This window comes from Allobosea psychrotolerans, assembly GCF_002917105.1.
Lineage (GTDB): Bacteria > Pseudomonadota > Alphaproteobacteria > Rhizobiales > Beijerinckiaceae > Allobosea > Allobosea psychrotolerans.
Genome location: NZ_PQFZ01000011.1, coordinates 160097 through 174296, shown reverse-complemented (window position 1 = coordinate 174296; position 14200 = coordinate 160097). Strand labels below are relative to the sequence as shown.

Annotated in this window: 14 protein-coding genes; 11 read left to right on the top strand and 3 right to left on the bottom strand. The window is 67.2% G+C overall.

Annotation, left to right across the window (positions count from 1 at the left end):
* The first annotated feature begins 81 nt into the window (after positions 1-81).
* The 6 genes from CYD53_RS18860 (at position 82) to CYD53_RS18835 (ending at position 7797) form a co-directional block, all read left to right on the top strand.
* Entirely contained in the window at positions 82-456 is a 375-nt protein-coding gene (locus tag CYD53_RS18860) for a DUF983 domain-containing protein (RefSeq protein ID WP_103719664.1), read from the top strand.
* Entirely contained in the window at positions 453-1244 is a 792-nt protein-coding gene (locus CYD53_RS18855) for an SURF1 family protein (RefSeq protein ID WP_103719615.1), read from the top strand. Before CYD53_RS18860 ends, CYD53_RS18855 begins: the two co-directional genes overlap by 4 nt.
* Before the next feature lie 71 nt (positions 1245-1315).
* Positions 1316-2731: a threonine synthase gene (gene thrC, locus CYD53_RS18850; RefSeq protein WP_103719614.1), complete on the top strand. Its 1416-nt coding sequence runs from the start codon at positions 1316-1318 to the stop codon at positions 2729-2731.
* A 59-nt stretch (positions 2732-2790) separates the two neighbouring features.
* Positions 2791-4071, top strand: a complete 1281-nt coding sequence (locus CYD53_RS18845) for a M16 family metallopeptidase (protein WP_103719663.1) — start codon at positions 2791-2793, stop codon at positions 4069-4071.
* Positions 4072-4077: 6 nt separating this feature from the next.
* Positions 4078-4674 carry a GNAT family N-acetyltransferase gene (locus CYD53_RS18840; protein ID WP_103719613.1) on the top strand — a complete coding sequence of 199 codons (597 nt, stop codon included), beginning with the start codon at positions 4078-4080 and terminating at the stop codon, positions 4672-4674.
* A 180-nt stretch (positions 4675-4854) separates the two neighbouring features.
* Positions 4855-7797 (top strand): EAL domain-containing protein, encoded by a 2943-nt coding sequence (locus CYD53_RS18835; RefSeq protein ID WP_103719612.1) that lies wholly within the window; start codon positions 4855-4857, stop codon positions 7795-7797.
* Positions 7798-7878: 81 nt separating this feature from the next.
* Here the strand turns inward: CYD53_RS18835 and CYD53_RS18830 are convergent, their stop codons facing one another.
* On the bottom strand, positions 7879-8490 hold the full coding sequence (locus CYD53_RS18830) for a YqgE/AlgH family protein (RefSeq protein WP_103719611.1): 612 nt from the start codon (positions 8488-8490) through the stop codon (positions 7879-7881).
* 179 nt (positions 8491-8669) lie between these two features.
* Here CYD53_RS18830 and CYD53_RS18825 point away from each other — a divergent pair, with 179 nt between their 5' ends.
* The 4 genes from CYD53_RS18825 (at position 8670) to CYD53_RS18810 (ending at position 11978) form a co-directional block, all read left to right on the top strand.
* Entirely contained in the window at positions 8670-9521 is an 852-nt protein-coding gene (locus tag CYD53_RS18825) for a protein-disulfide reductase DsbD domain-containing protein (protein WP_245928321.1), read from the top strand.
* Positions 9522-9570: 49 nt separating this feature from the next.
* Positions 9571-10056: a peroxiredoxin gene (locus tag CYD53_RS18820; RefSeq protein ID WP_103719610.1), complete on the top strand. Its 486-nt coding sequence runs from the start codon at positions 9571-9573 to the stop codon at positions 10054-10056.
* Between the two features lie 201 nt (positions 10057-10257).
* Entirely contained in the window at positions 10258-10707 is a 450-nt protein-coding gene (locus CYD53_RS18815; RefSeq protein ID WP_103719609.1) for a GNAT family N-acetyltransferase, read from the top strand.
* 248 nt (positions 10708-10955) lie between these two features.
* Positions 10956-11978 carry an LLM class flavin-dependent oxidoreductase gene (locus tag CYD53_RS18810; RefSeq protein ID WP_103719608.1) on the top strand — a complete coding sequence of 341 codons (1023 nt, stop codon included), beginning with the start codon at positions 10956-10958 and terminating at the stop codon, positions 11976-11978.
* Positions 11979-12113: 135 nt separating this feature from the next.
* Here CYD53_RS18810 and CYD53_RS18805 read toward each other — a convergent pair whose 3' ends face one another.
* Together CYD53_RS18805 and CYD53_RS18800 are read right to left on the bottom strand one after the other, a co-directional pair.
* A complete protein-coding gene (locus CYD53_RS18805; RefSeq protein WP_103719607.1) occupies positions 12114-12404 on the bottom strand; it encodes a DUF1330 domain-containing protein in 291 nt (96 codons plus the stop codon).
* A 219-nt stretch (positions 12405-12623) separates the two neighbouring features.
* Positions 12624-13133 carry a MarR family winged helix-turn-helix transcriptional regulator gene (locus CYD53_RS18800; RefSeq protein ID WP_245928320.1) on the bottom strand — a complete coding sequence of 170 codons (510 nt, stop codon included), beginning with the start codon at positions 13131-13133 and terminating at the stop codon, positions 12624-12626.
* 94 nt (positions 13134-13227) lie between these two features.
* Here CYD53_RS18800 and CYD53_RS18795 point away from each other — a divergent pair, with 94 nt between their 5' ends.
* Positions 13228-14172, top strand: a complete 945-nt coding sequence (locus CYD53_RS18795; RefSeq protein WP_103719605.1) for an alpha/beta fold hydrolase — start codon at positions 13228-13230, stop codon at positions 14170-14172.
* Positions 14173-14200: the final 28 nt, after the last annotated feature.

The following is a 14200-nucleotide window of genomic DNA, read 5'->3' as shown; positions in this document are numbered from 1 at the left end:
AGGCCGCCTTTGTGCTTTGAAGCCGCACGATGCCCTCGTCCGAAAGACACCCTTCGGCATCATGCTTTGATGGAGGCCGCCATGGCCGACGAACACCATAATCTGCCCTCGCCCTATACCACGGGGCTGACCGGACGCTGCCCGCGCTGCGGCGAAGGCAAATTGTTCGACGGCTTCCTCAAGGTGCGCCCGCGCTGCAGCGCCTGCGGGCTCGACTTCTCCTTCGCCGATTCGGCCGACGGGCCTGCCGTCTTCATCATGCTGATCGCGGGTTTCGCCGTGCTGGGCTCGGCGCTCTATGTCGAGATCGCCTATGAGCCGCCGATCTGGGTGCATATGGTGATCTGGCTGCCGCTCGCCGTGATCGTCTGCCTGGCCCTGCTGCGCCCGATGAAGGGGCTCGCGGTCGCCCTGCAATATGTCAACAAGGCGGAAGAGGGCAGGCTGGAGAAATGAGCGGCGAGGCCCTCCCCGCCCGGCGCCGCCCCAGCTTGGTCGCTCCGGCGATCCTGACGGTCATCGGCACACTGGTGCTTTGCGCGCTTGGAGCCTGGCAGCTCGAGCGCATGACCGAGAAGCACGACTTCATCGCAAGGCTGGAGGCGCAGGCCGCCGGCGTCCCCGCCGCCATGCCCACCACCGCCGACTGGGCCACGCTCGACCTGGCCAAGCTCGACCTGACGCGCGTCGCGGCAAGCGGAGCCTTCATCGACGGTCCCTTCGCCAGCGTGCGTACCACGATCGCCGCGGGCGGACCGGGCACGCGCCAGCTCTCCGGCTTCGGCCGCTGGATCTTCCAGGGCTTCCGGCTGGCGGATGGCGGCACGATCCTGGTCAATCGCGGCTTCGTGCCGGAGAACAGGCTCGGCGAGATCAAGCCCGCGGCCGGTCCGGCGACGGTCACCGGCTTCCTGCGCGCTGGGGAGGCGCGCAACGCCTTCACGCCCACCGACCTGCCCGCCCAGCGCGAGTTCTATACGCGCGATCCTGCCGCCATCGCGGCCTCGCTGGGCTTGAGCGGCGGCCCCTCCTTCTATCTCGAGGCCGAGCGCCAGGGCGACGGCCTGACCCCGCCCGCCGGGGTCGACCCCAAGGAGCTGATCGCCCGGATTCCCGACAACCACCTGCAATATGCGCTGACCTGGTTCGGGCTGGCACTGACGCTGCTTGGGGTGTTCGCGGCCTTCGCCCTGCAGGCGCGCAAGATTCCGCAGGCACGCAAGCCCGGCGACGCAGTGCCGTGATGCACAGCCGGTTTTGCCGAAACTGGCAGAGCAGCCTATAGCTTCAACTGAGATCACCGAGACCAAACGCCGTGCTGCATGTGTCCACTCGCGGGGAAGCGCCCGCGCTCTCCTTTTCCGATGCGCTTCTCGCCGGGCTTGCCCGCGATGGCGGACTTTACGTACCGAAATCCTGGCCTGTCCTGCCGCAGGCCGAGATCGCGGGCTTTGCCGGAAAATCCTATACGCAGGTCGCCGAACGCGTGCTCGGCGCGCTGATCGATGGCGACATCGAGACCAAGGCGCTGGGTGAGATGATCGAGGCCGCCTATGCCAGCTTCCGGCATCCGGCCGTCTGCCCGCTGACGCAGCTGGCCGACAATCTCTTCGTGCTCGAACTCTTCCACGGCCCGACGCTCGCCTTCAAGGACGTGGCGATGCAATTGCTCGGGCGATTGATGGACCATGTCCTGGCCTTGCGCGGCGAGCGCGCCACCATCGTCGGCGCGACCTCGGGCGACACCGGCGGGGCGGCGATCGACGCCTTCAAGGGCCTTGCCCGCGTCGATGTCTTCATCCTCTACCCGCAGGGGCGGGTTTCGGATGTGCAGCGCCGGCAGATGACGACGGTCGACGCGCCCAATGTCCACGCCATCGCGGTCGACGGCACCTTCGACGATTGCCAGAATCTGCTGAAGGCGATGTTCAACCACCACGCCTTCCGCGACGAGATCGGCCTCTCCGGCGTCAACTCGATCAACTGGGCTCGGGTCGCGGCACAGAGCGTGTACTACTTCACCTCGGCGGTGGCGCTTGGCGGGCCGGCACGCAAGGTCTCCTTCGCCGTGCCGACCGGAAATTTCGGCGATGTCCTCGCCGGCTTCGTCGCCAAGCGCATGGGACTGCCGATCCAACGATTGCTGATCGGTACCAACAGCAACGACATCCTGGCGCGGACGCTGGCGAGCGGCGTCTATGAGATGCGCGGCGTCGCCGCGACGACCTCGCCCTCGATGGACATCCAGATCTCATCGAATTTCGAGCGCCTGCTGTTCGAGGCGCATGACCGCGACGGCGCTGCCGTGCGCCGTTTGATGCAATCGCTGCAGCAATCCGGCCGTTTCGAGATCGCAGCCGGGCCCTTGGCGAAGATCCGCAACGAGTTCGACGCCACCGCGATCGATGAGGCGCAGACCGCCGCCGAGATCGACCGGACCTGGCGCGAATCGGGCTATCTGCTCGATCCGCATACGGCGGTGGGCGTCGGCGCAGCGCGGCGCGGCCTCACGGCCGATCCGGCCACACCGATGATCGTGCTCGGTACGGCCCATCCCGCAAAATTCCCCGTGGCGGTGAAGGCGGCGAGCGGCATCTCACCTGCTTTGCCGGCCCATCTCGCCGATCTGATGGAGCGCCAGGAGCGCTTCACCTTGCTGCCGAACGATCTCGCCCGAATCGAGGATTTCGTCCGGCAGAATGCGCGGGCGGTCAGGGGAGCGGCGGCATGAGCGCGACCGGCCCGGCCGAGACAGCCGACATCGCGGCGCCGACCGGCAACGGCCATGGCATGCACGATCCCGATGTCGGGCTGACGACGCTGCCCTCGGGCCTGCGCATCGTCTCGCAGCATATGGACCATGCCGTGACGGTCTCGCTCGGCATCTGGATCGGCGCCGGCTCGCGCGATGAGCTGCCCCATGAGCACGGCCTCGCCCATCTGCTCGAGCACATGGCCTTCAAGGGCACGGCGCGGCGCAATGCGCTCGAGATCGCCGAGGAGATCGAGAGTGTCGGCGGCGATCTGAACGCCGCGACATCGGTCGAATATACCTGCTACACCGCTCGCGTGCTCGGCTCCGACCTGCCGCTGGCCGTCGACATCCTCTCCGATATCCTGACCGCGCCGGCGCTGACCGCCGAGGAACTCAAGCGCGAGAAGGGCGTGATCCTGCAGGAGATCAGCGCCGTCCAGGATACGCCCGACGACCTCGTCTATGATCGCTTCCTGCAGGCCGCCTTTCCCGACCAGCCGCTCGGCCGGCCGATCCTGGGCACGGCCAAGACGGTTAAGGGTTTCACACCCGATGCGATCCGCGCCTATCTGGCGCGGCACTACCATGCCGGCAACATGGTGCTGGCGGCTTCGGGCGCCGTCGACCATGCCGAACTCGTCGCCCTGGCGGAAAAGCATCTCTCCGCCCTGCCCCCGGGGCCCGCCACCGCTCCCCCCCGCGACGTTGGCCACTATCGCGGCGGCGAGGCCCGAATCAAGAGCGACGAAGAGCAGGTCCATCTCGTCCTCGGCTTTCCCGGCCAGCCCTTCAGCAATGGCGCACATTACCCGCTGCAGATCTTCTCCTCGGTGCTCGGCGGCGGGCTGTCGTCGCGGCTGTTCCAGCAGGTCCGCGAGCAGCGCGGCCTCGCCTATGCGATCGACGCCTTCCATTGGCCCTTCTCGGATTGCGGCGTGTTCGGCATCAGCGCCGGCACCGCGCCCGAGGATGTCGGCGAACTGATCGACGTCGCGCTCGCCTGCCTGCGCCAGGCGGCCGAGGACGTCAGCGAAATCGAGGTCGCGCGCGCCCGGGCGCAGATGAAGGTCGGGCTTCTGGCCTCGCTTGAAAGCCCCGGCGGCAAGCTTGAGCAGATGGCGCGACAGGTGCTGCTCTTCGGCCGCGCCATTCCGCGCGAAGAGCTTGCCGCGCGGCTCGATGCGGTGACCCTGGAAGACGTCCGCGCCGCCGGGCGCTCGCTGCTCGGCCACCAGCCGACGGTCGCGGCGGTCGGACCGCTGCAGGGCCTGCCGCCGGCCCAGCGCCTGCTCCACGCAGCCCGCGTCCCGGACTGAACCGCGATGGCGCTCTTCCGCTTCTCGACGGATCCACCGACGCGCCCGCTGATCCGCACGCAAAACCTCGTGCTGCGCGCGCCTGTTGCAACCGACTACGCCGCCTGGGCCGTGCTGCGCATGGAAAGCCGCGAATTCCTGACGCCCTGGGAGCCTGTCTGGAACGAGGACGACCTGACGCGCACCTCCTTCCGCCTGCGGGTCAAGCGTGCCGCCCGCGAGATCGCGACCGACGAGGCCTATTCGCTCTTCATCTTCGACACGCGCTCGGAAATCCTGCTCGGCGGGCTGACGCTCGGGCTCGTCAGGCGCGGCGTCGCCCAGGCCTGCACGCTCGGCTACTGGATGGGCGAGCGCCATGCCGGCAAGGGCTACATGACCGAAGCCGTGCGCGGCGCCTTGCGCTTCGCCTTCCAGGATCTCGCGCTGCACCGCGTCGAGGCCGCCTGCCTGCCCAACAACGAACCGTCGAAGCGCCTGCTGGAACGGGTCGGCTTCCAAAGCGAGGGCATGGCGCGGGCCTATCTGCGCATCAACGGCTCCTGGGCCGATCATCTGCTCTATGCTGCCCTGTCCAGCGACCGTCTGCCGATGGAAAAGTGACGGTGGGCTGGCCGATTCCTCGCCTTGCCCTCGCCATGAGCCGCCGATACGACTGGTTACTAGATCACGTCGCATTCGGACGGTTCCCTCCGAATGCGACGTGATCGCTTCTAAAAGTTTAGAGCATTGCTCATGCGAAAAACCGGTACCCACTTTTTCGCGCAAGGCTCTAGCATTCGAATGATCGCTTTCCGTCCCAGCTCCGAGCCGCGCTTGTCCCTTCCTGATCGACTTCTCCGGATTGGCCTCGCGCTTGCCGGCCTCGCGCTCTGGTTCGCCGTCGAGACGGCGAGCCCGGCGCTTGCCGTCGAAGCCGTGCGCGTTCCCGTCGACACGCCGGTGATCGACCTGACCAATGTGGTCGAGCGCAACAAGTCGGACGGCGACGTCATCCAGATCTCGACCGCGCCGGGGCCCGACGGCATCGTGCGCCGCATCGCGGTCAGGGCGCGCGAATCCGGTGCGCGGCCGGATTGGATCGTCTTCGCGCTGACCAATGATTCCGACGAGCAGATCGACCGGCTTTTGGTCGCGCCCTTCCACAGGCTGATCGGCTCAGGCGTGATCTGGCCCGATCTCGGCGACCGCCGCATCGAGGCTGTGACCGCGAGCCAGGGCCTCTCCCCCGACCGCGAGGCGAGCCCGGATGCCGACGTCTTCCTGATCACGCTCGACCCCGGCACGACGGTGACCTTTGTCGCCGAGCTGAAATCGCCGAACCTGCCGCAGCTCTATCTCTACGAGCAGGAGGCCTATCGCCAGAAGACCAACGGGCTGACGCTCTACAAGGGCATCATCATCGGCATCGCCGGCCTGCTGGCGCTGTTCCTGACCATCATCTTCGTGGTCAAGGGCGCGGTGATCTTTCCGGCCGCGGCTGCGCTCGCCTGGGCCGTGCTCGCTTATGCCGGGCTCGATTTCGGCTTCTTCCAGCGCATCTTCCCACTGACTCCCGCGATCGAACGCATCTATCGCGCCGGGGCGGAGGTGGTGCTGGCGGCGACGCTGCTCGTCTTCCTCTTCGCCTATCTCAATCTCGCGCGCTGGCATGTGCGCTACAGCCACGTCACCATCGTCTGGATCCTCGGCCTTGCCGGGCTCTTCGGCCTTGCCGTATTCGACGCGCCGATGGCCTCAGGCATCGCGCGGATCTCGATCGCCGCGGTCGCGGCAGTCGGCTTCGTTCTGATCCTGCATCTGGCGACGCATGGCTATGAGCGCGCCGTGATGCTGATCCCGACCTGGTTCCTGCTCGCGGTCTGGGTCACCGCCGCCGGCTTCACCGTAACCGGGCAATTTCAACGCGATCTGGTCGCGCCTGCCTTGTTGGGCGGCCTGGTGCTGATCGTGCTGCTGATCGGCTTCACCGTGATCCAGCATGCTTTTGCGGGCGGCGCGGTGTCGCAAGGCCTGGTCTCGGATACGGAGCGGCGGGCGCTCGCGCTCTCGGGCGCCGGCGACCTCGTCTTCGACTGGGACGTCACCGCCGACAAGATCTTCGTCTCCCCGCAGATCGAGTCGCTGCTCGGGCTGCCGCGCGGCTCGCTCGAAGGCTCGGCCGCGCGCTGGCTCGAACACATGCATGTCGCCGACCGCGATCGTTACCGCGTGACGCTCGACGCGGTGCTGGAGCAGCGCCGCGGCAAGCTCAACCTCGATTCCCGCCTGCGCTCGGCCAATGGCGCCTATCACTGGTTCAACCTCAAGGCGCGGCCGGTCATCGGCTCCGACGGCGAGGTCATCCGCGTCATCGGCACGCTGTCTGATGTCACCGAGCAGCGCACCGCGCAGGAGCGGCTGCTGCACGACGCGGTCCACGACAACCTTACCGGCCTGCCCAACCGCAAGCTCTTCCAGGACCGGCTGGGCGCGATCTTCGGCTTCTGCCGCGCCGACGAGAACATCCGCCCCACCGTGCTCGTGATCGATATCGACCGGTTCAAGCAGGTCAACGAATCCGTCGGCTTCTCCGCCGGCGATTCGATCCTACTGACGCTGGCGCGCCGGCTCGGGCGATTGCTGCGGGCGCAGGACACGCTCGCCCGCATCGGCGGCGACACCTTTGCGATGATCCTGGTCTCGGAGCGCGACCCCGAGCGCATCCTGGCGCTGGCCGAGCTGGTGCGCCGCGCCGTCTCGACGCCGGTGACCTTCGCGGAGCGGGAGATCTTCCTGACGCCCTCGATCGGGCTCGCCCTGTTCGACCCGGCGCCCGCTGCGCGCAAGGACGATGCGCTGAAGAACGCCGAGCTCGCCATGGCCCATGCCAAGCGCCAGGGCGGCAACAAGATCGAGGTCTTCGTGCCGGCGATGCGGACCGACCGCAACGACCGGCTGGCACTCGAAAGCGATCTGCGTCGCGCTATCGAGCGCGGCGAGATCCAGGTGATGTACCAGCCGATCGTCCGGCTGGAAGACCGCACCATCGCCGGCTTCGAGGCGCTGGTGCGCTGGGACCATCAGCGCGAGGGGCGGTTGATGCCGCAGGACTTCCTCGCCATCGCCGAGGAAACCGGGCTGATCGTCGATCTCGGCGTCTATGTCATGGACCGCACGGCGCGCGAGCTGGAAGCCTGGCAGGCGGCGCTCGAGGTCGACCCGCCGATCTTCGCCAGCGTCAACGTCTCCAGCCGGCAATTGCTGCGCCACGACCTGCTGCATGACGTCAAGACCGTGCTCGGCCGCCGGCGCGTGCTGCCCGGTACGCTCAAGCTCGAAATCACCGAGAGCCTGGTGATGGAGAACCCGGAATACGCCGCCCAGATGCTCAGCCGCATCCGCGATCTGGGCGCGGGGCTGTCGCTGGACGATTTCGGCACGGGCTACTCCTCGCTGTCCTATCTGCAGCGCTTCCCCTTCGACACGATCAAGGTCGACCAGAGCTTTGTGCGCCAGATGGGCAACGGCAAGCCGCCGGTGATCCTGCGCTCGATCGTCCAGCTCGCCGCCGACCTGCACATGGACGTGGTCGCCGAGGGCGCAGAGAGCGAGTCCGACGCGATCGAGCTCTACCAGCTCGGCTGCCAATACGCGCAAGGCTACATCTTCGGCCAGCCGATGAGCGCGGCCGAGGCGAGGCGCCTCGTCGGGGCTGCCGCCGCGAGCTCGTCCGAGGCGGCTTGAGGCACGCGCGTCATGCTCGGGCTCGACCCGAGCATCTCGTGCCAGAGATTCTCGGGTCGGGCCCGAGAATGACGGTGAGGCTCAGGCGTGCCCGGCCTGGCTCGACAGGAAGGCCGGGTCGATGCCGATCTTGCCGAGAGCGCGGTGATATTTCGTCTCGATGCCGTCGTCGAAGAGCAGCTCCGGGTCAGCCGCGCAATGCAGCCAGCCATTCGACTGGATCTCGCTCTCGAGCTGGCCTGCAGCCCAGCCGGCATAGCCCAGCGCAAGGATCGCGTTCTCCGGCCCGCTGCCGATGGCGATGGCGCGCAGGATGTCGAGCGTCGCCGTCAGGCAGATGCCGTCATCGATCGGCAGCGTCGCCGATTCCAGGAAGAAATCAGCGGTGTGGAGCACGAAGCCGCGCTTGGTTTCGACCGGCCCGCCGCGCAGCACCTGCATGCGCTCGGCCTGGCTCGGCAGGCGGATCAGCTCGTCCGAGGGAATGACGTCGAGCTGGACCAGGAGGTCCGGGAACTTGGTGTCGGCGGCCGGCTTGTTGACGATGATCCCCATCGCGCCATCCTCGGAATGGGCGCAGACATAGATGACGCTGCGACTGAAACGCGCGTCGGTCATACCGGGCATTGCGATCAAGCATTGCCCGTCGAGATAGCTGCGGCCGCTGACGCGCTGATTTGAGCCAATCTTCATAAGCCCATGCTAGATCACTTTCCCCCGCGCTGGGAACCGGGGGGCGCGCATGAAAATCGGAGATCGCGATTGCGCCCCAATCATGCTGCATCCACTGCACGCATGCACTTCACGCAATCGTTGCCGAAAATGAGTGGACGGTATTCGCTATTTCGCGCCGGAACACATAAGTCAGCATCGTGAAACTCGTTTTGACCTTGCTCGCGATCGCCGCTTCGGCGCTGAGCGCCCCTGCCCTCGCGCAGGAGGCGGTGATGTCGTCCTGGTCGAAGGGCGACAATGCGTCGCTGCGCCTGATCGCGGGCGCGACCGCGCCGTCCGGCAAGCAACGCGTCGGCATCGAGATCGCGCTGGCTCCCGGCTACAAGACCTATTGGCGCAGCCCAGGCGACTTCGGCGTGCCGCCGGTGTTCGACTGGAGCGGCTCGGACAATGTCGGCGGCCTCGACGTGCGCTGGCCGGCGCCCGAACGCTTCCCCGACGGCGTGGGCTATTCGCTGGGCTATGTCGGGGAGGTCGTCATCCCGGTCTCGGTGCAGCCGGTCGACCCGGCCAAGCCCGTCATGCTGATGCTCAAGCTCGACTATGCCGTCTGCGACAAGATCTGCATTCCCACAAAGGGCGAGGCCCGGCTCTGGCTGGAGCCCGGTGTCACATCCGTGACCTCACCACGGCTGGAGCAGTTCGAGGCGCGTGTCCCGGTGCGCGCCAAGCTCGGCGAGCACAAGGACATGCTGTCGATCGCCGAGGCGCGGCTGGATGAAACCTCGCCGGTACAGGGCCTCAAATTCGTGTTGCGCACCCCGCCCGACGGCAAGGTCGAGGATGTCTTCGTCGAGGGGCCCGGCATGTGGTCCTTCGGCAAGGCCATGCTGTTCCCGCAGGCCGACGGAACCGTTCTCGCCAAGGTCAGGCTCAAGGACAGGCCCAAGGGCGCCTCGGGGCCGACGCCGTTCATCGTCACAGTGCGCGGCTCGCCGAATGCGGTCGAGACGCGGCTGGAACTCGACATCCCCGCCGCCAAGCCCTAATTCGTGAACCTCGCGGCGCAAGCCGCAGGCTTCACGGAGAACAGGCGCTATGACCATCAAGGTAGGTGACAAGCTTCCCCAGGCGACGTTCCGGGTGATGACCGCGGACGGCCCCGCCGCCAAGACGACCGACGATCTGTTCAAGGGCAAGAAGGTCGTGCTGTTCGCCGTTCCCGGCGCCTTCACGCCGACCTGCCACAAGAACCATCTGCCGGGCTATCTCAACCACGCCGCCGACATCAAGGCCAAGGGCGTCGACGCGATCATGGTCACCGGCGTCAACGACGTCTTCGTCATGGACGCCTGGTCGAAGGCGACCGGCGGCGCGGGCGTGATCGAGTTCCTCTCCGACGGCAATGGCGACTTCGCCAAGGAGATCGGCCTCTCGCTCGACGGTTCCGGCTTCGGCCTCGGCACCCGCTCGCAGCGCTATTCGATGATCGTCGAGGACGGCGTCGTGACCTCGCTCAACATCGAGGAAGGCCCGGGCAAGGCCGAGATCTCCGGTGCCGAGAATCTGCTGACGCAGCTCTGAGCCTCCCCTGGCCGCGCAGATGCGAGCCCGCGACGCACCGCGTCGCGGGCTTTTTCATGCAGCGGATTCGGGCGGGCTCCTGCCGGACAAGGCTCGGGCCGTTTCGATGCCCATGCCGCGCTGATCGATGCGATCTCGCCTTGTCATGAGACAGCTCCCGAGGAGCGCGCTAGCCTTCGCACCTATCTTGGGGGTCGAGCCATGTCAGACATCACCATCCGCCCGCTCGTTGCGAGCGACCGCGCCGCCTGGGAGCCGCTCTGGCAAGGCTATCTGACCTTCTACAAGAGCGCCCTGTCGCCGGAACTGTACGACCTGACCTTCGCCCGCCTCACCGGCGGCACGGAGCCGATGGGCGGCTTCATCGCCGAGCGCGACGGCAAAGCGCTCGGGATCGTCCACTGGGTGCTGCACCGCACGACCTGGAGCGCGAAGGACATCTGCTACCTGCAGGACCTCTTCACCGTGACCGAGGCGCGCGGCAGTGGCGTCGGGCGCAAGCTGATCGAGGCCGTGCGCGAGATGGCCCAGGCCAAGGGCGCCTTCCGGGTCTACTGGCAGACCCATGAGACGAACCTGCAGGCGCAGGAGCTTTACGACAAGGTCGCGGACAAATCCGGCTTCATCGTCTATCGGCAGGCGCTGAGCTGACGAACTCCGCACGGCTTGTCGCCGTCCCTGCCGCGACCGCGCCAGCCAAGACCGCGCCAGCCAGGACTGCACCGGTCAGCACTGCGCCGGCGCATGGGGGCGTGTGCGTGCATGCAACCCTGGCACTGCTGCGGCCCATTATATGAGGGACACATCCGTCGGACGGCATGGTGCCCGCGCCAGCCGCTCGGACATCCCTCTTTCCGCGGAGCGCAGCTGCGTTCGCGGGCAGCGACAGGCGTCGAGCCATGAAGACAATCGGTTTCCTCTCGTTCGGGCATTGGACGCCCTCGCCGCAATCCCAGACGCGTTCGGCGGGCGACACGCTGCTGCAATCGATCGATCTTGCTGTTGCAGCCGAGGAGCTGGGCGCGGACGGCGCCTATTTCCGCGTGCACCATTTCGCGCGCCAGCTCGCCTCGCCCTTCCCGCTGCTTGCCGCCGTCGGCGCCAGGACGAGCCGCATCGAGATCGGCACCGGCGTCATCGACATGCGCTACGAGAACCCGCTCTACATGGCGGAGGATGCCGGTTCCGCCGATCTCATCGCCGGCGGGCGCCTGCAGCTCGGCATCAGTCGTGGCTCGCCGGAGCAGGTGATCGATGGCTGGCGCTATTTCGGCTATGAGCCGGCGCAGGGCCAGAGCGACGCCGATATGGGGCGCAGGCACGCCGAGGTCTTCCTCGACCTGCTGCGGGGACAGGGTTTCGCCAAGCCCAACCCCCGGCCGATGTTTCCCAACCCGCCCGGTTTGCTGCGGCTCGAGCCCTATTCCGAGGGGCTGCGCGAGCGCATCTGGTGGGGCGCCGGTTCCAACGCCACCGCAATCTGGGCCGCCAAGCTCGGCATGAACCTGCAGAGTTCGACGCTCAAGAACGACGAGAGCGGCGAGCCCTTCCACATCCAGCAGGCCAAGCAGATCCGCGCCTATCGCGCGGCCTGGAAGGAGGCCGGACATGCGCGCGAGCCGCGCGTCTCGGTCAGCCGCAGCATATTCGCGCTGGTGGATGACCGCGACCGCGCCTATTTCGGCGGCGGCAACCAAAGCGACGATCAGGTCGGATTCATCGACGACAGCACCCGCGCGATCTTCGGGCGCAGCTACGCGGCCGAGCCGGACAAGCTGATCCAGGAGCTGGCGCAGGACGAGGCGATCGCTGAAGCCGATACGCTGCTGCTGACAGTGCCCAACCAACTCGGCGTCGCCTACAACACCCATGTCATCGAGATGATCCTGAAGCATGTCGCGCCGGGGCTGGGCTGGAGGTGAGGCTCAGCCATCGCCGTCATTCCGGGCTTGCCCCGCGATCCACCGGAGGGCTCCCGCGCTCTACGAAGGCTTCCGAAGCGGCGCGGCTTCGCCGCTCCGGAATGACGGTCTGTTTCCGTGGATAATCAGCGTGCTCTATACGCCCTCGACGATGCGGAGATCGCGCTCCGCTCCGCCGGCGAGCGCGGCCAGGGCTTCCTGATAGGCCGGGCTGTCATGGGTCGCCTGCGCCTGCGCGACGCTGTCGAACTCGATGAGCACGGTGCGCTCCTGGAGCCCGGCCTCGTAGACCTGTGCCGGCAAGCCGCGCGCCAGGAACCTGCCACCGCCGGCGGCAATGGCCGGGCCAGCCAGCTTGGCATAGGCCGCGAGCGCGTCGGGATTGCTGACCGAGCGATAGGAACTGAGCCAATAGGCTTTGGGCATCGCGAGACTCCGTGGACATGAACCGTTCAGGCCGACGATCCTCTCACAACCTGGTCCGAGCTGGGAAGGGGCGGCGCCATGCCCGTGCGCCCTACCGACCCGGCTTGAATGGCGCCATGCCGGCACGGGCGAGCGCGTCGGCGCGCTCATTCATCCGGCCCGGCATAGCCCTTGACTCGTTTGCACTCGATCTTGTGGCGGCCAAGCGCGCTTCCCCCACTACAGCTCCGAGAGCGAGCCCCAATGCGGCACATGCGCCGCGAGCTTGTCGAGCAGACGGTCGAACTGCTCGCGCTCTGCCGGTGACAGGCAGGACAGCATGGCCGCCTCGCGGGTGCGCAAGGCGGGCGCATAACGCTGATAGAGCGCACGGCCGGCATCGGTGATGAACAGGCGCTGGCGGCGGCTGTCGGCGCTGTCGGCCTGGCGGCGAATGAGCTGCTTCCTCTCCAGCGCTATGACGGCCCGGCTGACGCCCGCCTTGAGATGGCCGGAGAACTCGCAGAACTCGGCCGCCGTGATCCCGTCGCGAAAATGCAGGGCAAGCAGGATGACGATCTCCGGCCGTGTCAGCCCGAACTCCGCCTCGATCCGGCGGAATGACGGCTCGCGGTAGAAGTTCAGGATGTAGCCGATCTTGTATGCGGTCGGGATATCGGTGCCGTTGAGGATGGCCCGCAGCCCATCCTCGCCGTGGCCCGCATCATCGGGTTCTGAAATAGGTCTCATATGAGACTTTTTTGTTGCTGTCATGGCGCGGCAGTCCTACCATCCCCGGCAATGAGAGGACATCGCCTCGTAGCGATCTCCCGGGGAGGATCGCATGAACGTCACGGCTCCTGCCGATTCCCACGTTGTCGCGCCGCCCATCCTGTATGGCCGCGCCTTCTTCAGCGGCACGCCGGCGCATCCGATCTATGTCGACCATCTCCCGGCCATGACGGCGCCGCCTCGCCTGCCGGTCGTCATGGTCCATGGCGGATGCCATACCGGGCAATGCTATCTCGCAGCGCCCGACGGCCGCGAAGGCTGGGCGGCCCATTTCACGGCCGCCGGCCATGACGCCTTCGTCGTCGACTGGCCGGGACATGGGCGCTCTCCGGCTTGCAGGGACCTAGCGCGGCTGTCGACCCGCGACATCGCCGAGGCTCTGCTTGTTCTCCTCGACAGGGTCGGCCCGGCCATCCTGCTCGTCCACTCCGCCAGCGGGCCGATGGGCTGGTGGATCGCGGAGCGCGCGCCACATGCGGTTGCCGCCCTCATCGGCGTCGCGCCGGGGGCTCCGGCCAATATCCTGCCGGTCTTGCCGGACGATCCCGCCGCCGTCGCCCGGCTGAGCCAGGATGTCAGCCTCGGCTGCCCGGTGATGCTGCCGGAGGATCGCCCCGTCACGGTCGATGATGCGTTCATGCGCAGCTTCTGGGCCAATGCGCCGCGCTTCCCGCACGAGGCCTTCGCGCAATATCGGCTCTCGATCGTTCCCGAGAGCGCCCGGCTCTTCAACGAGCGCTTCAACATCGGCGGACGCGGCCTGCGGATCGCCGACCCGGCCGCGCTTGCGCGCGTCCCGATCCTCATCGTGACGGGCGAGCACGACCCGCGCCATCCACGCGCCATGGACGAGGCGACGGCCCGCTATCTCGGCGCCGAATTCGTCTGGCTGCCGGATGAGGGCATCACCGGCAACGGCCATATGCCGATGATCGAGGACAACAGCGACGTCGTCGCCGACCGGCTGATCGGCTGGCTGCGCGGCCGCGGCCTCTGAAAACCGCACTCAATCGAGACGCCGCGGC